General features: G+C 59.5%; 17 protein-coding genes. 5 read left to right on the top strand and 12 right to left on the bottom strand.

The features are described from left to right. Positions 1-9: 9 nt before the first annotated feature. The 8 genes from E2K80_RS15935 to cysQ all read right to left on the bottom strand — a co-directional run bounded on the left by E2K80_RS15935 (position 10) and on the right by cysQ (position 9,306). A complete protein-coding gene (locus tag E2K80_RS15935) occupies positions 10-1,443 on the bottom strand; it encodes a nodulation protein NodH (RefSeq protein ID WP_135375889.1) in 1,434 nt (477 codons plus the stop codon). Beyond that, a complete protein-coding gene (locus E2K80_RS15940; protein WP_135375890.1) occupies positions 1,443-3,146 on the bottom strand; it encodes a DUF5927 domain-containing protein in 1,704 nt (567 codons plus the stop codon). Before E2K80_RS15940 ends, E2K80_RS15935 begins: the two co-directional genes overlap by 1 nt. Then, the gene (locus E2K80_RS15945; RefSeq protein ID WP_135375891.1) at positions 3,143-4,153 is read right to left on the bottom strand and encodes a glycosyltransferase family 2 protein; all 1,011 of its coding nucleotides are present in this window, start codon (positions 4,151-4,153) and stop codon (positions 3,143-3,145) included. Before E2K80_RS15945 ends, E2K80_RS15940 begins: the two co-directional genes overlap by 4 nt. Next, on the bottom strand, positions 4,150-5,412 hold the full coding sequence (locus E2K80_RS15950) for a glycosyltransferase family 4 protein (RefSeq protein WP_135375892.1): 1,263 nt from the start codon (positions 5,410-5,412) through the stop codon (positions 4,150-4,152). Before E2K80_RS15950 ends, E2K80_RS15945 begins: the two co-directional genes overlap by 4 nt. A gap of 35 nt (positions 5,413-5,447) precedes the next feature. Next, on the bottom strand, positions 5,448-6,341 hold the full coding sequence (gene galU, locus E2K80_RS15955) for a UTP--glucose-1-phosphate uridylyltransferase GalU (protein ID WP_168193222.1): 894 nt from the start codon (positions 6,339-6,341) through the stop codon (positions 5,448-5,450). Between the two features lie 138 nt (positions 6,342-6,479). After that, the gene (locus tag E2K80_RS15960; protein WP_135375894.1) at positions 6,480-7,712 is read right to left on the bottom strand and encodes a glycosyltransferase family 2 protein; all 1,233 of its coding nucleotides are present in this window, start codon (positions 7,710-7,712) and stop codon (positions 6,480-6,482) included. Beyond that, entirely contained in the window at positions 7,712-8,512 is an 801-nt protein-coding gene (locus E2K80_RS15965) for a 3-deoxy-manno-octulosonate cytidylyltransferase (RefSeq protein ID WP_135375895.1), read from the bottom strand. Before E2K80_RS15965 ends, E2K80_RS15960 begins: the two co-directional genes overlap by 1 nt. Next, the gene (gene cysQ, locus E2K80_RS15970) at positions 8,509-9,306 is read right to left on the bottom strand and encodes a 3'(2'),5'-bisphosphate nucleotidase CysQ (protein ID WP_135375896.1); all 798 of its coding nucleotides are present in this window, start codon (positions 9,304-9,306) and stop codon (positions 8,509-8,511) included. Before cysQ ends, E2K80_RS15965 begins: the two co-directional genes overlap by 4 nt. 142 nt (positions 9,307-9,448) lie before the next feature. Here cysQ and E2K80_RS15975 point away from each other — a divergent pair, with 142 nt between their 5' ends. Beyond that, complete coding sequence (locus E2K80_RS15975) at positions 9,449-10,270, top strand: ABC transporter permease (RefSeq protein ID WP_135375897.1); 822 nt, start codon at positions 9,449-9,451, stop codon at positions 10,268-10,270. Then, positions 10,267-10,875 (top strand): SH3 domain-containing protein, encoded by a 609-nt coding sequence (locus tag E2K80_RS15980; protein ID WP_135375898.1) that lies wholly within the window; start codon positions 10,267-10,269, stop codon positions 10,873-10,875. Before E2K80_RS15975 ends, E2K80_RS15980 begins: the two co-directional genes overlap by 4 nt. An 11-nt stretch (positions 10,876-10,886) precedes the next feature. On the opposite strand, the gene E2K80_RS15985 is transcribed toward E2K80_RS15980, so the two are convergent. Then, complete coding sequence (locus tag E2K80_RS15985; protein ID WP_135375899.1) at positions 10,887-11,591, bottom strand: alpha-ketoglutarate-dependent dioxygenase AlkB family protein; 705 nt, start codon at positions 11,589-11,591, stop codon at positions 10,887-10,889. Positions 11,592-11,853: 262 nt separating this feature from the next. Between E2K80_RS15985 and dnaK the strand changes: the two genes are divergently transcribed. Then, positions 11,854-13,770, top strand: a complete 1,917-nt coding sequence (gene dnaK / locus E2K80_RS15990; protein WP_135375900.1) for a molecular chaperone DnaK — start codon at positions 11,854-11,856, stop codon at positions 13,768-13,770. Between the two features lie 79 nt (positions 13,771-13,849). After that, positions 13,850-15,010 carry a molecular chaperone DnaJ gene (gene dnaJ, locus E2K80_RS15995; RefSeq protein ID WP_135375901.1) on the top strand — a complete coding sequence of 387 codons (1,161 nt, stop codon included), beginning with the start codon at positions 13,850-13,852 and terminating at the stop codon, positions 15,008-15,010. Between the two features lie 4 nt (positions 15,011-15,014). Here the strand turns inward: dnaJ and E2K80_RS16000 are convergent, their stop codons facing one another. Next, positions 15,015-15,896, bottom strand: coding sequence for a ribokinase (locus tag E2K80_RS16000; protein ID WP_135375902.1), 882 nt, complete (start codon positions 15,894-15,896; stop codon positions 15,015-15,017). 176 nt (positions 15,897-16,072) lie between these two features. Here E2K80_RS16000 and mutS point away from each other — a divergent pair, with 176 nt between their 5' ends. After that, positions 16,073-18,715, top strand: a complete 2,643-nt coding sequence (gene mutS / locus E2K80_RS16005; RefSeq protein ID WP_135375903.1) for a DNA mismatch repair protein MutS — start codon at positions 16,073-16,075, stop codon at positions 18,713-18,715. A 21-nt stretch (positions 18,716-18,736) separates the two neighbouring features. On the opposite strand, the gene E2K80_RS16010 is transcribed toward mutS, so the two are convergent. Next, positions 18,737-19,306, bottom strand: coding sequence for a nucleotide exchange factor GrpE (locus tag E2K80_RS16010; RefSeq protein ID WP_135375904.1), 570 nt, complete (start codon positions 19,304-19,306; stop codon positions 18,737-18,739). An 11-nt stretch (positions 19,307-19,317) separates the two neighbouring features. Then, positions 19,318-20,382 carry a heat-inducible transcriptional repressor HrcA gene (gene hrcA, locus E2K80_RS16015; protein WP_135375905.1) on the bottom strand — a complete coding sequence of 355 codons (1,065 nt, stop codon included), beginning with the start codon at positions 20,380-20,382 and terminating at the stop codon, positions 19,318-19,320. Positions 20,383-20,428: the final 46 nt, after the last annotated feature.

The raw sequence follows: 20,428 nt of genomic DNA on the forward strand, positions 1-20,428 counted from the left end.
AATTTCGCTCTATGGCATAGCCCAGCGCCCGTATCCGAAATTGAGGTAATCGCGGCGGTACACCTGCATCGCGGCGTCTTCCACCGCATCATCATGGATCGCCGTCAGCGGGAACGGAGCCTCGGCATCGACCGCATCAAATCCTGCGCCCTCATGGCCAAGACCCGCCGCAAGCACAGGAAGCGCATCGGCCATATCCTCTTCCCGGATCAGCTGATCGGGCAGGGTGACACCGGCCATGCCCTGTAAAATCGCGGTTTGTGTAGCCCAGGCCGGGTCCACTTTCAGACTGGTCTGCCCCTGAAGATTGCCTTTCAGAAAGGCCAGAAAGGCCAGAAACGCGGCTTTGTGATCCTCAACCCCATACCCATCAACCAACCCCTTGGCCGGTATCGGCAGGCCATACATCTTGCGCAACACGCGCCGCGCGTCCGTGTAACCGGGCGGATCACTGGGCAGGATATGCCGATTGAACACATCATAGGCGCGCACCACCGGATGGCGCAGAATCGTGAAACTGCGATGCCCCACATGTTTGCGCAGCCATTGGCGCAGCTCTTTCTGGTTCATTCGGGTTTTCAGATCGTCCGGCGCGATCCCCTCAAGACCCGCCATCCATCTGATCACCGGCTCCACAACCGACCCTTTGACCGGCATGAACAGCAGACCTGTTTCCGGCAACGCATAAAACCCCGGCACACCGGGATGGCGCCGCGGTTCGAAATTCGGGGTGCGGGTCAGATCAAACCGGTCCAGGGCCGACACCGTTGCGGCCATCTCGTCGTAATTTTCGACCTTCTGTCTCAGATCGCTTGGGTTTTGCCTTTTCAGCTTGCTGTTGGCGGCCGCAATGTCCTCTTTGGCCCCCAGAAACCGGGCCATGCCATTGATCACATCCAGATCATTGATGTCATCATAGGCAATATAGAACGCGGTCTGCCCGCTGCGCTGCAAGCCGTTCTGCAAACGCAGCTGAAACTGCTGCAACTGGTCCAGCATCTCTTCAAATTCTGCCGGGACAAACCTGATTTTTCCGGCCTTGCGCTGATGCTTCATATCCGTCAGCCGCCATTGCCCCGTCGCCGCCGCGATCTTGCGTGAGACATAGCTTTCCAGCGGGTTGCGGGTCAGAATGATTTTGGCAACCCTTGGGTCCGGCAGCACCCGGTCCAGCACCCGCGCATCATGGTCGTGAAAGAACCGGAAACCGGGCAGGCCATCGGTATTTTGCAGCAGCGCGTCATACAGCCGAAGCGGGTTTTTTTCACGCGCCGCCATGTCGATGCCATACATCTCGAAGGTCTTTTGATGACCCATGAAGGTCGGGTTGAAAACCTCACCCAGACAATCGAGATCGGTAAATTCGTTCACCGTCGCTTCCAGATAGTTCGATCCGGTGCGCATCTCGGCAAAGATCACGAAAGCATCAAATCGGCGGGGCATTATTTCTGTACCAGATAAGGGCGGCTTCCGCCGGGGTTTTCATGGGTTTCGGTGCTTGTCGCCGGAAAATCACCCATCACAAAGGGTTTCATCCCCTGATTCTTGAGGTTCTGCAAAAACCGCCCGAACCCATCCAGATTGGCCATGCGCGGGGCCTCGGTCAGCCGTGGGGCAGACGGGCCATCCATCGCATCAAGGATGCTTTGCAGGTTTTCCATCGGCTCTTCAATGAACTCGGCCAGCGACCAGATCCGCACATCGGCCCGGGTTTTGACACTGCGCAGGGTGTTCACAAATTCCACCTCACGTTTCTGCATCATCGCCGCTTCTTTGCGGATTTCCGAAAAATTCCGGTTCGACAGGAACAGCGGCACCGCCCAGGCCCCGGTGATTGCCGAAATCTGCACATTGCTGTCAGATGACAGGAACCAGCCGATTTTCTGGTTGTCCCGCGGGCTGAGCTGAAAAATCTGCCGTTCGCCGCGCGTGTTCCAGATCAGACTGGTCAGGAACATCTGCGGGTTATAATCGCGCAATTTGGCCGATGCCGGGAGACAGCCGGCATACACATCCGCACCGCCCGCAAACCGGGCGCGCACCGGATCGAACAGATTGCCATGCACCCGCACGCCAAGCCGGCGCGACAACCAGGGTTCAAAATCCTCGAACAGGTCCTTGAACCCCTGAAAAACCGAATAGCGGGCGCAGGTTTTTCCGTTCTCCCAATCCTGATTGGGGAAGCGGCTGTGCATATAGAGCCCCGCACGGCCCCGGGTCCGGCGTTCCTGGGCTTTGGCAAAGACCCGGTCAATCTTGCCCGGCGCCGGTTCCGCCATTTGCGAGCCGGTGTGGTCGGGCCCGAGAAATGTATCATAAAGCCGGTTCGCCTGCGGCCAGGCCTTGCGCGCCACAAAACAATCGGACCGGCGCAGAAGATGCAGATGGTCGTCATAGAACATATGGGGTTTGCCCTGAAAATCAAATTTCGAGAGCGTCAGGGACCGGCTTTCGACCCGTGTCGAATAAAGCCGGGCCAGCGTCTGGTAATAGCTTTCATCGGGGATCCAGACCCGTTTGAAATAGCGGTCATGGATCTGGCGCGCCGGGTCCTGCAAAATCGCCGACAGCGTCTGCCGTGTCAGACACCACCACTGAGACCCCAGATGCGGCACCAGCCCTTCGGGTATCTTGCGCCTGAAACCAACCGCTCTTTGCATCTCCACATAGCGGTCGAACAGCAGCCGGTGGCGTTTCCATGAAAACGGAAACCGCAGTTGAAACCGCTCCGCGTTCAGACCACCCACGGTCCATTCCACGTCCTGGGTTGTCACGCTTTCGATGAAATCCGTCCGGGGGCGGGCGATCAGATAATCCCGCAATTCCTCCACCGGGCGCAGCGGCAGACAAGAGCCGCTGGCCAGATAGACATGCCGCACATCGGGAAAATCCTCCAGCATCACCTCGGCCGCGGTTTGTGAGGCCGCGACCAGCGACCAGGTGCCCCATTCGCATTTATGGCGTTTGGAAAACCGGATATTTCCCAGATCGGACAAGGCGGTCTGCAACCCGGTATAGGCCCCGGTGCTGACCCGTTTGTCTACATGGATCACCACCGGGCAATCCCGTTCTGCCCAATGCCGCGCCACCTCGGCCGCACGGTTCAGCGCGGTGTGGCAGAGCATGACAAAACCCACACTGCTCATGCCCAGTTCCCCTTTGACATGAGGCCCAGAATCTCAAGCTGACGCCAGTTGATGTAGCGTTCAGACCATTTGCACCACAGGTTCGGGTCTTCGTTCAACCCCTGATAATAGGCTTCGTATTCATGGCTGTTGGCATAGTGCTGGCGGCGATCAAGCTCTTCACTGGCCTTGTCGGAAAATGTGTCGAGGAATTTGGCATGCATCAGCACGCCCGATGTCTTCTCACCCCCCCATTCGTCATAAACAAGGTTCAGCCCACGCGGCAAAAGCATATGGGTGGAACTGGCGAAAGTGTAATATTTGTTCCATTTCACCAGGGGGATCTTGTTAAGCGCAGGCGCCCGTTCAGGTTTGTCAGGGAAGAAAAGCCGTGCCCGCGGGCCACCCTGAATCCACAGATTTCCGAACTGTTTATTGCGGTTAATCATGTAATTGCCCGCATCGAACCAGCAGGCAATCTCGAACGGGTTCTGCCCTTCATGGTAAGGTTGAAGTGTGATCGGACCTTTGGGGTACATATCCAGCAGCATCGTCCCGAAAGACTTGACCGAGGATGCATCCAGCCAATCGGTCAGCGCCGGGATCGGGCGGCTGTCGCAGAACGGATAGACCAGAAATTCATCAGGGTCGACGATCAGGCTCCAATGGCCATGGGCGTATTTCATCAACAGCCAGTTCAGCCAGTCCATGCCGAAACGCGCGCGTTTATAGCTGGCATCGCTTGTCCAGACCGAACAATCCGGCTGCGCCGTCAGATATTCCCGCGTGCCATCGGTGCTGTCATTATCGACAAAGAAGAAATGCGCGATGCCCCGGTCCCGGTAATATTCCAGAAAATAGGGCAGCCGCACCATTTCGTTGCGCAGGGTCACAAAACACAGCAGATCATCGGGCCTGACCATGGCGGTGCGATCGACAACAGATAAAAGCTCCCGGCTTTTGCGCATCGAGCGCAAGCGGAACCTTCTACGCCTCAGGCGCAATCCATAGCGTTGAATCGCCCTCATTCGCTGCCTTTTTGCCTGTCCTGCCAAAGCGCGTCGATAGACGCCCCGACCGTCGTGAAATGGGCCTGCCAATCCGGCAGCCGGGCTTTTGAAGTATCCGGCACCACCAAATCGCCTGCAATGCGCTGTTTTATCGTTTCAATCCAAGAATACGCATCCTGGGGATCAAGGTAAACGGCGCTGTCACCCAGAACCTCGCGCATAACCGGCAAATCTGAACAAAACGGGATGCATCCTTCCCGCAATGCCTCTAACGGCGGCAATCCGAACCCTTCGATCAGACTTGGAAATAGCAACCCATGGGCACCTTTCAACAGGCCACGCACCTGTGTGTCGGGTAGCGCGCCATGGTCAAACAGGCTCTGCCCGCGCTGCGGATGGGTCACAAGCCGCTTGATCAATGCAGCGTTGCACCAACCCGGCTGACCGATGATGTGCAGATGTGGCATCCGGTCTTCCGGCAGCTCCTGCAACAGCGCCTCCCATATATCCAGCAACAAGGCGTGGTTCTTGCGTGGTTCAATCGTGCCGAGGGCAACAAAATAAGGATGCGACAGATCAACCCCCGGCGGTGGCGGGTGGACCGCCACCGGATCGGGCAGGCCCAGATGGGCGACAATTGTATCAGGCATGCGGCCCCAACCTGTCGCATGCCGCGTCAAGGCGGCAACCGTATCCTGCGAATTGGCAATGATCAGATCCGCCTGATCGCAAACCCGCGCCATCATCGCCCCAAACGCCTCTGGCTGGCCGCAAACGACGACATCGGGGCGTTCCAGCGGAATGACATCATGCACCAGAACCGCAAGTTTCATCTGCGGTTGCCTGGCGATGGCGGCAAGGGTCCGCACCGACAGATTGCTGTGCCCGACATTCAGATATACCGACCGTCCCGGCAATTCAGAGACCAGCATCCGCGCCAGCCGCCCACGCAGTGACCGGGCCAGCGCGTGGGGCCGCAGCATCGCCTCGGCGCGATGCCGGGGCTTGCCGGATTTCCCGTACAGGCGAGAGATCATATCCGCACGCCCAAGCGGCAGCCGCCCGTCAAGAAGATCAACCAGAACCGTGGCGCCACTGATGCCCAGCATCAGATACCCGCGCGTTGTCCGGCACAGGTAGATCGCTGTCGGATGATGATGCAGGCACCATGTCAGATATGCGTATTCGACCCGGTCAATCCCCGTCAGGGCACCACGGCCCACCCGGCTGACCAGCCGCGTGACATCAAGACAGATTCTATATTCCGCGCCCGGCACGGGGTCGGCCCCCTCGTGTTCCCTGACGCCAGAGACTACTGTGCCGCGTTTCGTGTGGCTACCATTTCGCCAAGATATTGCGAAAATTCATCGCGCAATTCCGCACGTGCCAGCCCGAAGGCCACTGTCGCCTGAAGAAACCCTGCTTTTGAGCCGCAATCGAACCGCTGGCCCCGGAACCGGAAGCCGAACACATTGCCTGATGTCTCAATCTCTTGCGCAATGGCATCGGTCAGCTGCACCTCGCCACCGGCGCCGGTTTTGATCTGATGCAGGTTCTGCATGATATTCGGGGTCAGAATATAGCGTCCGATCACGGCCAGGTTCGATGGCGCTTCATCCATCGGCGGTTTTTCAACCATGCCCTTGACCGAGACAACCGTGCCCATGTCTTCCCTGATATCCAGAACCCCATAGGCCGAGGCTTTCTCTGCCGGGACTTCCATCGCCGCGACCATATTGCCGCCGGTCTCTGCATGGGCCTCGACCATCTGTTGCAGACAGGGTGTTTCAGCCGCGATCACGTCATCGGGCAGGATCACCGCAAAAGGCTCATCTGCCAGCAGACGCCGCGCACACCAGACCGCATGACCAAGGCCAAGCGCCTTGTGCTGGCGCAGATAGGCGATGGCGCCGCTATCCATATTGGTGGAGTCCAGAACCTTCAGCAGATCATCCTTGCCCTTGGCGCGCAGGGCGCTTTCCAGTTCGGGCGAGTGGTCGAAATAATCCTCAAGCGCGCTTTTCCCGCGCGAGGTGACGAAGATGAACTCTTTGATACCGGCGGCCCGCGCCTCGTCGATCGCATATTGGATCAGCGGGCGGTCCACCAATGTCATAATCTCTTTCGGGATTGATTTGGTCGCGGGCAGAAACCGCGTGCCCAGCCCCGCCACCGGAAAGATCGCTTTTGTGACCCGTTTTGTCATAACTTCACCATTCGCCTTTCTCATGGGCAGAGAATCCCTTGACCGACATAACGATACCCGACCGGGACCACCAGCTTTGCCCCGGTTCATAACCCAGACAGGCGACAAATGGTCAAATTTATGGCAGGGCGTATAAAATCAGCTGCGCACCGCCTCTATCCGGTCGGTTTCCGCACGAACGCGCCGCCGGAAACTCCATATCTGGACCCGTGATCGCGTGCGATCCGCCCGGCCGAACAGCCCGCCGCTTTGTACCCAGACACCGGTTTCGGTAAATTGCACCCGATGCGCCCTTGGCGTCGGCGCAAACAGAAACACCGTCACGGTCCGGCCGGACTGTGCCGGTTCTGCCGCATCAGCAAGACATCTGTCTGCCTGAAACCACCGGCCCGCCAGATAAAGGGGCGGCAAGGGCAGATCATCGCGCATGGTCTGAAACACGCCCCCCTCTGCGGCGGGTATATCCGTCTGCCCCGGCACCCGGGTGCGCCCGATGGCAAACCCGTCCTCCAGCTCCTGACGCAGGCGCTGCACATCCCGGGGTGTCAGATCACCCTGCCGCTGAAACCGGTCAAGCCGGGCCAGTTGGTCTGCCTGAAACCGGGCCAGATGCGGGGCAACCTGATCGGGTGCCAGATGCTTGCGCAGATAGACCGCCATGCTTGCCCCGATCTCTGTCAGTGATCTGGGTGCGCGGTTGGCCGCACGGCGGGCAGAGGGGGCAAAGCCATGATGAACCAGCGCCGAAGGAACCGAGACCGAGATCAGCCCCGCCTGATGCAGGCGCAGGGCCATATCCGTATCGTCGAGATAAAAGGCAAAACTGGTGTCAAACCCGCCAATCCGGTCAAGCGCCCGACGGCGCAGGGCCATATTCGTACCCTGCAGTTTCAAGGCATAACCCGATGACAAAGCCGGGCGCACCGGGCCGGTCCCTTCCAGATCAAGCGCAATCTCATCCGTCTCGGCATTCACCGCGCGGCTGCCCCATTGCAGCGACAAACCGTTGCGCCCGATCACATGGCCCCCCGCCGCCATCACCTGCGGATCGTCGAAACCCGCCATCAGACGGGTCAGCCAATTGGGTTCCGGCACCGCATCATCATCCATAAAGGCCAGCACATCGCCCGAGGCCAGCGCGAGACCCATATTCCGCGATGCCGAGATATTGCTGCAGGTCTGAAGCCCGGTCCTGATCCGGTCGGCAAAAGGCAGATCGGCGATCGCATCCAGCCCCGCCTGATCGGCCACAACCACCATCTCGACCGGGCGGTAGGTCAGCTGATACACCCCCAAAAGGCACCGCCTGAGCAGGGCCGGCCGGCCCTGGCTGACGATGATCACACTGACAGATGGGGCGGTGGCGATCATCAGGGCATGTTCATCTCGGCCATCATCGCCTCGATCCGGGGCACATCCTCGGGGTTGTTCAACTCCCAGAACTGGCGCCCCCGGGCCGTGACCTCGACACAAAGGATCGGATGGCCATGTTCGAGAAACCGCAATTGCTCCAACCCCTCCATCTGCTCCAGAACACCCGGGGCAAGACCGGGATAGCTGGCCAGAGCTGCGGGCCGGTAGGCATAGACGCCCACATGATGAAACACCGGCGTCGCCGCATCATCGGCATAGGACGCGGCGGTAAACGGGATCACCTCTTTCGAGAAGAACAGCGCGTGGTGCGCCGTGTCGAACACCGCCGTCGTGCCACCCACGCGCCCGGCCTGACGGTCAGCCTTGAACGCATTCAGTGTGTCCCCGTCACAGCGCAGCACCGGCGTGGCCACCGCGGCCCCGGGCGCGGCACGCAGACCCGCAACCAGATCCTCCAGAAACCAGGCCGGGGTCAGCGGCGCATCGCCCTGCAGGTTCACCAGAATTTCAACATCATCGCCCAGCAGGCCCAGCGCTTCGGCACAACGTTCCGTGCCATTGGCGCAGGTCTCTGACGTCATCAGAACCTCGGCCCCGAACCCATGGCAGGCCCCGGCGATCCGTTCATCATCCGTGGCCACATAGATGGCGTCAAAGCCTTCAACCTCCATGGCGGCGCGCCAGCTCCGCTCGATCAGGCTTTGCGCCATACCGGTTGCGCCGCGCAGCAAGGCCAGCGGTTTGCCCGGATACCGGCTTGAGGCATAGCGGGCCGGTATGACGCAGATGACACTCACGCCGGTTTCAGCGCAACGCCCGGGGCATAGGCAATGAAGAACGGGTTTTCATAACCGGGCTTGCCATAGGTGAACAGCGTGTGATCGTCGAACCGCACCATCTGCCCGCCCGCGCCGCGCAAGACCGCATCGCCTGCGGCCGTATCCCATTCCATGGTCCGGCCAAGACGCGGGTAGATATCCGCCTCCCCCGTCGCCACCAGACAGAATTTCAGGGAGGACCCCGCGCTTTTCATGTCAGCCACATCGTATTTCGCAATATAGGCATCGGTCGCCGCATCCCGGTGGGATTTGGAGGCCACCACCATCAACGCCGCCGGATCGGGCACTGAAACACCGATCTTTGTCACCGGGCCGGGGGCGTCAGGGGCAAAATCGCCGGTCTCTTCCACGCTGACCCCATCTGCGCGGGTGTAGAACAAGCGGCCCTTCGCGGGCGCATAAACCACGCCACGTACCGGCACGCCGTCATGGACCAGGGCGATATTCACGGTGAAATCCCCGCGTCTTTTGATGAATTCCTTGGTTCCGTCCAACGGGTCGACAATAATGAAATCGCGCGCCGACTGGCTGTGGCTGGCGGCCTGTTCCTCGGTCACCAGTGTCATATCAGGGAAAGCGGCCCGCAACCCTGCAGAGATCAGCGCATCGGCGGCCTCATCAGCCTCGGTCACCGGGCTGTCATCGGATTTGACCTTCACATCGAAATCGTCAGCCTGATAAATCTCCATGATCCGGCCCCCGGCCTCGATGGCCAGTTTGCGGAACACCTGTTCAATCTGTTCAAAATCCACGCATGAAACTCCTTGCGGTCTAGATTGATCGTTAATGCCTTTGCCGTTATCGTTCTGCCAAGGGCAAACGGCAAGACATGCCTGCATCAAAGACAGGCAAGCGCGCCCCGGGGCGCAGGATCGGCAGATTGGAACATCCCACATGTTCGAGGCCAAAAGACAAAGATCAACCCTTGGTCTGATTTTCAATCTGGCCGAGATGACCTTTCACGCATCCGTCCGAAAGGTGCGACAGGCCCATCGCAATGCGCTGATGGCCATCATCTTGAATATTTTTCAATCGGTCCTGTTCATCGCCGCCTTCTATCTGATGTTCAATGTTCTGGGCACCCGCGGCGTGGCCATTCGCGGCGATTTCATGCTTTACCTGCTGACCGGCATTTTCCTCTATCTGACCCATATCAAGGCGCTTGGGGCTGTTCTTGGGTCTGAAGGGCCCGCCAGCCCGATGATGATGCACGCACAGATGAACACCATCGTTGCGATTGTCTCTTCGGCGCTGTCGGCACTTTACCTGCAAACCATCTCGCTGTTTGTGCTGCTTTTTCTGATCCATGTGCTGATCAACCCGGTCGAGATACAGCATTGGGACATGGCCTTTATGATGTATCTTCTGGCCTGGTTTTCCGGCTGTGCCGCCGGCATTGTCCTGCTGGCGCTGAAGCCCTGGCTTCCCGATCTGATCTCGATCATCCAGATGGTCTATGTCCGGGCCAATATGATCGCGTCGGGCAAGATGTTTGTGGCAAACATGCTGCCAAGCGCGCTGATCGGGATATTCGACTGGAATCCGCTGTTTCACATCATCGACCAGATGCGCGGTTTCGTCTTCATCAATTACAACCCCCATCACAGCAACTGGGAATACCCGATCTACGTCTCCATCGCATTGGTGACCCTGGGCCTGATGGGGGAATTCTATAGCCGTAAACACGCCTCGGCCAGTTGGAGCGCCGGGCGATGAAAACCCTGCTCGCCCTTGCGATATGCTGTCTTGCCAGTATCGCCCAGGCGCAGGAATTTCCCGCATTATATGATGTCAGGGGTGTCTCAACCGATGATATGCTGAATATCCGGGCCGGGCCCGGTGTGGGCTATCCGGTGATCGGCACGCTTGCCCCCAATGCCCGTGATGTGGAAATCGTGGAGGCCAGTGAAAACGGCCGCTGGCTGCGCCTGAACACCGGGGAAAGCAGCGGGTGGGCCTCGGCATTCTATTTGCAGCGCATGGGGCCGATCTGGTCTTTCGGCCTGCCGACATCGCTGGCCTGTTTCGGGACTGAACCGTTCTGGTCACTGGAGCGCGGCGGCGGGCAGATCCTGTTCAGCGATGCGGGCTTTGCCCAATCCAGCTTTTCCGAAATCTGGAGCGGTCCGGCCACCGGGCGCAGCGCTGCGCAGTTTGGGGCCCTGTGGCACCAAGATGACAGCCGGATCGGCGCAACATTCCGCAGGGAGCTTTGCAATGACGGGATGTCTGACAGGGTGTTCGGCATGTCCACACTTGTTATTCTGCAAAATGCCGCCGGGGTGCAGATGCTTGCGGGCTGCTGCGCATTGGCTCCTTGAAGCATTTCGACTTACTGTTGAAACGCCTTTCGCTGCCTTTGGCTCAAACGCGAAAGCCGTTCTACTGCTTCAATGTAAAGTCGAAACGCTATAGAACGAAATTCTGAACCACCCCGCATCATCCTTTCGCCTGGCGGCACCGCCGGGCAGCGCCCGTACCGCCCCCACGGGGCGGGCCGCGTCCGGTCAACCCCGTGATAAACCAGCCGCGCCTCACCCCCCAGCACCGCCACATCGCCCGAAGACAGCCAGACAGATTCGGTTTTTCCGCCCCGGGTCAGGTTCCCGACCCGGAACAGGGCATCATCGCCAAGGGAAACCGACACAACCGGCATGGAAAAATCCTGTTCATCCTTGTCCTGATGCAGACCCATCCGCGCACCCGCGCCATAGAAATTTATAAGACAGCAATCCGGCGCGCGGGCCACGCCGCTGACCCGATCCCAGATCGCCAGAACCGGGGCCGGGATCGCGGGCCAACCCACGCCGGACGGATGCCGGTCAATATAGCGATAGCCCTTGCGATCCGAGAACCAGCCAAAACGGCCTGCTGCGCTCATCCGCACCGACATCGGCTTGCCATAAGGCGTTTCCGGCTGAAACAAAGGCGCGATCCGCAGGATAGCCCGCAGATCTTCCACCAGCGCTGCCTGCGCCGTCTCGTCCAGAAGGCCGGGGTAAATCTTCACCCCGCGCAGGGTCAGTTCAGGTGCCATCGGACATGTCTTATCAAACCCCCGCTGACAGGGCGAGACAGGGGGTACAAGCCGGATGGCCGAAACGCCACAGTTCCGAAAAATACCAACACTTCGCAAACCAAGGTGCAAATCCGTCTTTGAGTCTGCTTGCAGCCCCAAAAACCCTCCTTATATACCCATGGAAACCGGCCAGGGCTGACCCTGGCTATCAATACGGCGGATTGGGGGCCGATCCCGGACCTGACCCCGCCTGAATCGCCTGTGGAAGGGACTCGAAAATATGGCCAAAGTGATTGGTATTGACCTCGGTACGACAAACTCCTGCGTTGCGATCATGGATGGCTCGCAGCCGCGCGTGGTCGAAAACTCCGAAGGCGCGCGCACGACGCCCTCGATCGTCGGCTTCACCGATGATGAACGTCTGGTCGGACAGGCCGCCAAGCGGCAGGCCGTCACCAACCCGGACAACACGGTTTTCGCGGTCAAACGCCTGATCGGCCGCCGCGTCGATGACGCCGAGGTCGAGAAAGACAAGAAACTTGTGCCCTATGCGATTGTCGATGGCGGCAATGGCGACGCCTGGGTTGAGGTGAATGAAGAGAAATATTCGCCCTCGCAAATCTCGGCCCTGATTCTGGGCAAGATGAAAGAGACCGCAGAAAGCTATCTGGGTGAAGATGTGACCCAGGCGGTCATCACCGTGCCCGCCTATTTCAACGACGCCCAGCGCCAGGCCACCAAAGACGCCGGTAAAATCGCCGGTCTTGAAGTGCTGCGCATCATCAACGAGCCGACCGCCGCCGCGCTGGCCTATGGGCTTGACCGGAAAGAAACGCAAACCATCGCGGTCTATGACCTTGGCGGTGGTACGTTCGACATCACCATTCTGGAAATCGACGATGGTCTTTTCGAGGTGAAATCGACCAATGGCGACACGTTCCTGGGCGGTGAAGACTTTGACATGCGCATCGTCAACTATCTGGCGAATGAGTTCAAAAAGGAAAACGGCGTCGATCTGACGAAAGACAAAATGGCCCTTCAGCGCCTGAAAGAGGCCGCCGAGAAAGCCAAGATCGAACTGTCCTCCTCGGCCCAGACCGAGATTAACCAGCCGTTCATCTCGATGGACCCCAAAGGCGGTCAGCCGCTGCATATGGTCATGAAACTGACCCGGGCCAAGCTGGAAAGCCTGGTCAATGATCTGATCAAACAGTCGATCAAACCCTGTCAGGCCGCGCTGAAAGACGCAGGCCTTTCCAAGGGCGATATTGACGAGGTTGTTCTGGTCGGCGGCATGACCCGGATGCCGAAGGTCATCGAAGAGGTCACCAGTTTCTTCGGTAAAGAACCGAATAAAGGTGTGAACCCCGATGAAGTGGTTGCCATGGGCGCCGCCATTCAGGCCGGTGTTCTGCAGGGCGACGTGAAAGATGTGGTGCTGCTGGATGTCACGCCCCTGTCTCTGGGGATCGAGACTTTGGGCGGTGTTTTCACCCGCCTGATCGACCGCAACACCACGATCCCCACCAAGAAAAGCCAGATCTTCTCTACCGCCGAGGACAATCAGAACGCGGTCACCATCCGCGTGTTCCAGGGCGAACGGGAAATGGCGACCGACAACAAGATTCTGGGCCAGTTCAATCTGGAGGATATTCCACCCGCACCCCGTGGTCTGCCGCAGATCGAGGTGACATTCGATATCGACGCCAACGGCATCGTTTCGGTCAGCGCCAAGGACAAGGGCACCGGCAAGGAACAGAATATCACGATCCAGGCCTCTGGTGGTCTTAGCGATGAAGATATCGAACAGATGGTGCGCGATGCCGAGGAAAATGCCGAGGCCGACAAGGACCGCCGGGAACTGGTTGAAGCGAAAAACCAGGCCGAAAGCCTGATTCACTCCACCCAGAAATCAATGGAAGAACATTCCGACAAGGTCGACCCGACCACGGTGGAAGCCATCGAACTGGCCATCAAGGCGCTTGAAGAGCAGATGGACAGTGAAGATGCCGGCAAGATCAAGGGCGGCATCCAGAACGTCACCGAAGCGGCGATGAAACTGGGGGAAGCGATCTATAAGGCACAGCAGGAGGAAGCTGGCGAGGAAGCCCCGGAAGGTGTGGATGAGCCCGGCGGTGTGGACGAAGATATCGTGGATGCCGATTTCGAAGATCTGGACGACCGCAAAAGCTCGTAACAGCGTCCCCTAACCCCGCACGACCGGCCTTGGAATACCCTAAGGCCGGTCGGCGCGTTTCAAGAGGGTGGAAAACACCATGGCAAAACGCGATTACTATGATGTTCTGGGTGTCGAACGCGGCGCGTCCGAGCCCGAGATCAAGAAAGCTTTTCGTCAGAAAGCCAAAGAGCTGCACCCAGACCGGAACGCGGACAACCCGAATGCGGAATCTCAGTTCAAGGAAGCGAACGAGGCTTATGACGTCCTGAAAGATGCCGATAAGAAAGCCGCCTATGACCGGTTTGGTCATGCGGCATTCGATGGCGGCATGGCGGGCGGCCAACGGGCCGGCGGGTTTGGCGGCGGTGGCCGGGGACAGGGTGATTTTGCCAGCGCCTTTTCGGATGTGTTCGAGGATCTTTTTGGCGATTTCGCCGGCGGTCAGCGCAGCAGTTCCCGCCCCCGGGCATCGCGCGGGTCTGACCTGCGATATAATCTGCGGATCAATCTTGAAGATGCCTATACGGGATTGCAGGAATCAATCACTGTTCCCACCTCGGTCTCCTGTTCCAACTGCAATGGCACCGGGGCCGAAGGCGGCGCCGAACCTGTCACCTGCCCCACATGTTCCGGCATGGGCAAGGTCCGCGCGCAGCAGGGGTTTTTCACCGTTGAACGCACCTGCCCCACATGTTCCGGCATGGGCCAGATCATCAAGAACCCCTGTAATACCTGCGGCGGCAGCGGCCGGGAAGAAAAGGAAAAGGCGCTGTCGGTCAATATTCCGGCAGGTGTTGAAACCGGCACGCGCATTCGCCTGTCGGGCGAGGGCGAGGCCGGGTTGCGCGGGGGGCCTGCGGGCGATCTTTATATCTTTATCGAGGTTGAGGACCATACGCTGTTTCAGCGCGACGGGCTTGACCTGTTCTGCCGGGTGCCGGTGTCCATGGTCACCGCCGCCATGGGTGGAGAGATTGAAGTGCCTACGATTGATGGCGGGCGCAGCCGGGTGAAAGTGCCCGAAGGGTCCCAGTCAGGGCGGCAGATGCGCCTGCGCGGCAAGGGCATGCCCGCCCTGCGCGGCACCGCCACCGGTGAGATGTATATCGAGCTGGCCGTTGAGACGCCGGTCAGGCTGACCGCGCGGCAGAAAGAGCTGCTGCGCGAGTTCGAGGATTCCTGCGCCCATTCGAACAATCCCAATGCCAGCGGGTTTTTCGACAAGGTCAAAAGCTTCTGGGACGGTATGAAAACCTGACCGGTCAGGTTTGCCGGCTTTTCAGAAACTGCAAAACCTCGGCATTTTCAGGCATTGCATCTGCCGCTCCGCTTTGCGTGACCTGAAGCGCGGCGGCGGCACTGGCCCGTTCAATCGCCGCATCCCGGGTCAGCCCTGCATCCAGACCGGCCACCAGATATCCCGCAAAACAATCCCCCGCGCCGGTGGTATCCACCACCTCATCCACGGGGAAGGCGGCCTGCGTGATCTGACCTTCCGCATGGGTCCAGACCGCCCCATCCGCACCCTTGGTCACCACGATTTCCAGCCCTGACAGGGCAGAGATATCCGTGTTCAACGCCTGTTCCAGCGCGGCGGCCTCCCCCTCATTCAGCAGCAGCAGGTCAATAAAAGGCAATATCTCCCGCACCGCATCCGCCTCAAACGGGGCTGCGGAATAGACAACGCGCAGACCCCGTGATCGCGCCTGACTGGCAGCATGTATCGTGGCATTCACCTCATTCTGCAACATCAGGCTGTCGCCCGCGCCAAACCCGTCAAGGGCGGCCTCTATCTGCGCCTCTGTCAGCGTCTGATTGGCACCGGGATACAGCACAATCGCATTCTCCCCGCCTGGATCCACGGTGATGATCGCATGCCCCGTAGCTGTTTCCACCTGCATGATGCTGGACACATCCATGCCGCTATCGCGCATCTGCGAGATTGCAAAATCCGCCTCGGGCCCGACACGGCCCGCATGGCGTATATCGGCCCCCGCCAGGGCCGCGGCGATAGACTGGTTCGCACCCTTGCCGCCCAAGCCTTTGGCATAGGCATCGGCTGCCAAAGTCTCTCCCGGCTGCACCAGATGCGGCACATGATAAACATGGTCGATATTGATCGAACCGATACACAGAACCGCCATCGTCTAATACCCGATCCTGATCACATCAGGGTTCTTGTTCGACATGGTAAACCTCCCCCGGTTACAACCAAACCTGTCTAGCGGGGTTGGGAAAGCACCACAACATGGCGCATTTGCGGGTTCCACCCACGGCCAAGCGTTTGTAGGCTGCGCTTCGCGAGATATGGGGGCCCTGCATGACCGCGCAAGTCACACCGATGATGGCGCAATATATGGAAATCAAGGCGCAGCATCGCGAGGCGCTGTTGTTCTATCGCATGGGCGATTTCTATGAGATGTTCTTTGACGATGCGGTGGCCGCCGCCGAGGCGCTGGATATCGCCCTGACCAAACGCGGCAAACATGACGGGGACGACATCCCGATGTGCGGCGTGCCCGCCCATTCCGCCGAGGGCTATCTGCTGACGCTGATCCGCAAAGGCTTTCGCGTTGCGGTCTGTGAACAGATGGAAGACCCGGCGGAGGCGAAGAAACGCGGTTCAAAATCCGTGGTCCGGCGCGAGGTTGTGCGGCTGGTCACGCCGGGCACCCTGACCGAGGACAGCCTGCTTGAGGCGCGGCGGCATAATTTTCTGGCCGCCTATGCAGAGGTCAGGGGGCAAGGCGCGCTGGCCTGGGCCGATATCTCGACCGGGGCGTTTCAGGTGATGGCCTGCCCGCCGGTGCAACTGTCCCCGGAACTGGCCCGGTTGAGCCCGCGTGAGGTTCTGGTGTCCGACAGTCTGGAAGCCGACAGGCAGCAACTGATCGAGGAAAGCGGCGCGGCGCTGACCCATCTGTCACCCGCAAGTTTTGACAGCCATGCCGCAGCCGGGCGCATTCAATCTCTGTTTCAGGTGAAAACACTGGAATCCTTCGGGTCTTTCACCCGCCCCGATCTCAGCGCCATGGGCGCGTTGATCGACTATCTTGAGATCACCCAGAAGGGCAATCTGCCCCTGCTGCACCCCCCCTCGAAACAAAATGCCGGGCGGATGATGCAGATTGATGCCGCAACCCGGCGCAATCTGGAACTCACCGCAAGCCTGTCGGGTGGCCGGGCGGGAAGCCTGACAGCAAGCGTCGACAGAAGTGTGACCGCAGGCGGCGGGCGGCTTTTTGAACGGCGGCTGGCCAGCCCCTCCACCGATATCGCCATGATCACAGACCGCCATGATGCAGTGTCTTTCGCGCTGGAAAACAAGGCGGTTTCAGAGGATATCCGCGCTGCGTTGCGGCAGGTGCCCGATCTGGATCGGGCCCTGTCGCGTCTGGCGCTGGATCGCGGCGGCCCGCGGGATCTGGCCGCAGTGCGCAATGGCCTGAGTGCCGCGATGCAACTGGCGGGTTTTCTGAAGGGGCTGGAACTTCCCGGGATACTGAGGAATGCCGCCTCTGATTTGCAGGGCCATGACGATCTGGTTGCGCGGCTTGATGCAGCACTGGTGGTGGAACCGCCGCTTCTGGCCCGCGACGGGGGGTTCATCGCAAACGGCTATGATGCCGATCTTGATGAGGCCCGCACACTGCGCGACGAAGGACGCGGCGTGATTGCCGGCATGCAGGCGGATTATGCCGCGCTCAGCGGTATCAGCTCGCTTAAGATCAAGCATAACAATGTTCTGGGCTATTTCATCGAAACCACGGCGACCCATGCGGAAAAGATGCTGTCTCCGCCCCTGTCGGAACAGTTTATCCACCGTCAGACCACGGCCAATGCAGTGCGGTTCACAACCGTGGACCTGTCAGAGCTTGAGACAAAAATCCTGAATGCCGGGCAACGGGCGCTGGCGATTGAAAAGACCCTGTTTCAGGCCCTTCATGCCGATATTCTCGACAATCACGCCCGGATCGGCCAGACCGCCCGCGCCCTGGCAGAGATGGATATCGCCACCGCCCTTGCCGATCTTGCCCGGGAAAAAGACTGGTGCCGCCCGCATGTGGATGCCAGCCGCAGCTTTGTGATCACAGGTGGCCGGCACCCGGTGGTTGAGGCCGCGCTGGAAGCGACGGGCGCGCCTTTCATCGCCAATGACTGCCAGTTGAGCGCCGCAGAAGACGCCGCCGCCATCAGCCTTCTGACCGGCCCGAACATGGCGGGCAAATCCACCTATCTGCGCCAGAACGCCCTGATCGCGATATTGGCGCAGATGGGCAGTTTCGTGCCCGCATCAAAGGCTGATATCGGCATTGTCAGCCAGGTGTTCAGCCGGGTCGGCGCATCGGATGATCTGGCGCGCGGCCGGTCGACCTTCATGGTTGAAATGGTGGAAACCGCCACCATCCTCAATCAGGCGGATGACCGGGCACTGGTGATTCTGGATGAAATCGGGCGCGGCACGGCCACTTATGACGGGCTGTCGATTGCATGGGCCACGCTGGAACATCTGCATGCGCGTAATAAATGCCGCGCGCTTTTCGCCACCCATTACCATGAGATGACCGGCCTGGCCGCACGGCTTGATGGCGTGACAAACGCCACGGTCGCGGTCAAGGAATGGGAGGGCGATGTCATCTTCCTGCATGAGGTCCGGCAGGGCGCGGCGGATCGGTCATATGGGGTGCAGGTTGCAAAACTCGCCGGGCTTCCCGCCTCTGTGGTTGCCCGGGCGCAAATGGTGCTTGAGACGCTGGAGCGCGGCGAGCGTGAAGGCAGCCAGCGCAAGGATACGCTGATCGACGATCTGCCGCTTTTTGCCGCCACGCCACCGCCAGCTGCAAAAACAGCGGTGAAACACTCCCCGATCGAGGATCGTCTGAAAGACATTCACCCCGACGAGATGACCGCGCGGGAGGCTCTGGCGCTGATCTATGAGTTGAAAGCCGCTTTACAGGACTAAAGCTATAGAGCAGTAATCGTTTTAACCTGCCGGCGTTGACGACACCCCGACCTGCGCGGGCCGCAACAACCGGTCATGCAGCATGAAACCTTCGGCCATCACCTGAATGATCTCACCGGCCTTGGTGTCGGGCATGGGGGCTTCAAACATCGCCTGATGCAATTGCGGGTCAAACTTGTCCCCGGCTTCAGGTATAACCGGCGTCATCCCGTGTTTGGTGAACACGTTCAGCAATTCCCGCAGGGTCAATTCAACCCCGTCGATCACACCACCGGCCACCGCCCGCTGATCCTCATTTACCGTGTCCAGCGCACGGCGCAGATTATCATAGACCGGCAGCAAATCCCGCGCCAGGCGCGAGCCGCCATATTGCTCGGCCTCGCGGCGGTCACGTTCTCCGCGTTTGCGCATATTCTCTGAATCCGCAAGCATGCGCAGCACGCGGTCTTTCAGCTCATCCCGCTCTGCCTTCAGCGCGTCGATTTCGGAAACCTCCGGGTCCAGATCGACCTCGGCCTCCATCATCGCATCGAGATCAGCCTCGATATCTTCCACATCATCCAGGAACGGATCTTCCTTCGGATCTGCCATATCTTACCCTTTTAACCCCGGTCAGAGATCAACCTGCTGACCAGCTGTGCCGTATAATCCACGATCGGAACAATCCGACCATAATTCAGACGAGTCGGCCCGATGACTCCCACCGCACCAACTATCTTTCGGTCAGCGTTCATATATGGAGAGACCACCAGAGAGGAACCCGAAAGTGAAAATAACTTGTTCTCTGAGCCAATAAAAATGCGCACACCGTCGCCACCTTCGGTCAGTTCCAGAAATTCGGCGATATCCCGCTTGCGCTCAAGGTCATCAAAGAGGTTGCGGATGCGGTCAAAATCGGCGGTTTCAGGGGTGTCTTCCAGCAGATTCGACCGCCCGCGCACGATCAGCCGTTCAGACCGGTCACCTTCATTTTCCCAGATCGCAAGCCCGCTTTCGATCAGGTCCCGGGCCAGGCTGTCAATCTCCTGGCGGCGGGCGGAAATCTCCACCTCCATCGCCCTGCGCAAAGACTGAACCGTCTTTCCCTCGGCCAGCGCATTCAGGAAATTCGCCGCTTCGCGCATCGAGCTTGGGGTCTGGCCCGGCGGTGGCTGAAACAACCGGTTTTCCACATGTCCGTCGCCAAAGACCAACACAACAAGGGCCTGATCCGGTGACAGCGACACAAATTCGATATGCTTGATCGGCGCCTCATGTTTCGGTGCCAGAACCAGACTGGCCCCAAGCGTCACACCGGACAGGGCCGACCCGACCCGGTCAAGCATGGTGGTCACGTCATCGGCATTGCCGCCCAGGGTCGCATCCATCCTGTCGCGATCCTCATCCGTCAGATCACCGACTTCCAGCAAACCATCGACAAACAGACGCAAGCCCAGTTGCGTCGGCACCCGCCCGGCAGAGATATGGGGGCTGTCCAGAAGGCCCAGATATTCAAGGTCCTGCATGACATTGCGCACTGTCGCGGCTGAAACCTGTTCCGACAGGCTGCGCGTCAGGGTGCGTGAGCCCACAGGCGCCCCGGAATCCAGATATCCCTCCACCACGCGACGAAACACCTCGCGGGAGCGGTCATTCATCTCGGTCAGGATATTTGACTGATCGGTCATTCTTACCGTCTTGTTCGCGTCAGCCTATTAAGAAGCGCGCCATGCG

Origin of the sequence: Rhodophyticola sp. CCM32 (genome assembly GCF_004751985.1) — a bacterium.
In the GTDB taxonomy this organism is placed as follows: domain Bacteria; phylum Pseudomonadota; class Alphaproteobacteria; order Rhodobacterales; family Rhodobacteraceae; genus Rhodophyticola.

What these genes read in the sequence shown, in the direction of transcription:
- E2K80_RS16000 (WP_135375902.1), bottom strand. Translation starts at nt 15,896, where the DNA reads ATGGCGGTTCTGTGTATCGGTTCGATCAATATCGACCATGTTTATCAT.
- E2K80_RS15975 (WP_135375897.1), top strand. Translation starts at nt 9,449, where the DNA reads ATGTTCGAGGCCAAAAGACAAAGATCAACCCTTGGTCTGATTTTCAAT.
- dnaJ (WP_135375901.1), top strand. Translation starts at nt 13,850, where the DNA reads ATGGCAAAACGCGATTACTATGATGTTCTGGGTGTCGAACGCGGCGCG.
- E2K80_RS15940 (WP_135375890.1), bottom strand. Translation starts at nt 3,146, where the DNA reads ATGAGCAGTGTGGGTTTTGTCATGCTCTGCCACACCGCGCTGAACCGT.
- E2K80_RS15945 (WP_135375891.1), bottom strand. Translation starts at nt 4,153, where the DNA reads ATGAGGGCGATTCAACGCTATGGATTGCGCCTGAGGCGTAGAAGGTTC.
- E2K80_RS15960 (WP_135375894.1), bottom strand. Translation starts at nt 7,712, where the DNA reads ATGATCGCCACCGCCCCATCTGTCAGTGTGATCATCGTCAGCCAGGGC.
- E2K80_RS15935 (WP_135375889.1), bottom strand. Translation starts at nt 1,443, where the DNA reads ATGCCCCGCCGATTTGATGCTTTCGTGATCTTTGCCGAGATGCGCACC.
- E2K80_RS15985 (WP_135375899.1), bottom strand. Translation starts at nt 11,591, where the DNA reads ATGGCACCTGAACTGACCCTGCGCGGGGTGAAGATTTACCCCGGCCTT.
- hrcA (WP_135375905.1), bottom strand. Translation starts at nt 20,382, where the DNA reads ATGACCGATCAGTCAAATATCCTGACCGAGATGAATGACCGCTCCCGC.
- E2K80_RS15980 (WP_135375898.1), top strand. Translation starts at nt 10,267, where the DNA reads ATGAAAACCCTGCTCGCCCTTGCGATATGCTGTCTTGCCAGTATCGCC.
- galU (WP_168193222.1), bottom strand. Translation starts at nt 6,341, where the DNA reads ATGACAAAACGGGTCACAAAAGCGATCTTTCCGGTGGCGGGGCTGGGC.
- dnaK (WP_135375900.1), top strand. Translation starts at nt 11,854, where the DNA reads ATGGCCAAAGTGATTGGTATTGACCTCGGTACGACAAACTCCTGCGTT.
- mutS (WP_135375903.1), top strand. Translation starts at nt 16,073, where the DNA reads ATGACCGCGCAAGTCACACCGATGATGGCGCAATATATGGAAATCAAG.
- E2K80_RS16010 (WP_135375904.1), bottom strand. Translation starts at nt 19,306, where the DNA reads ATGGCAGATCCGAAGGAAGATCCGTTCCTGGATGATGTGGAAGATATC.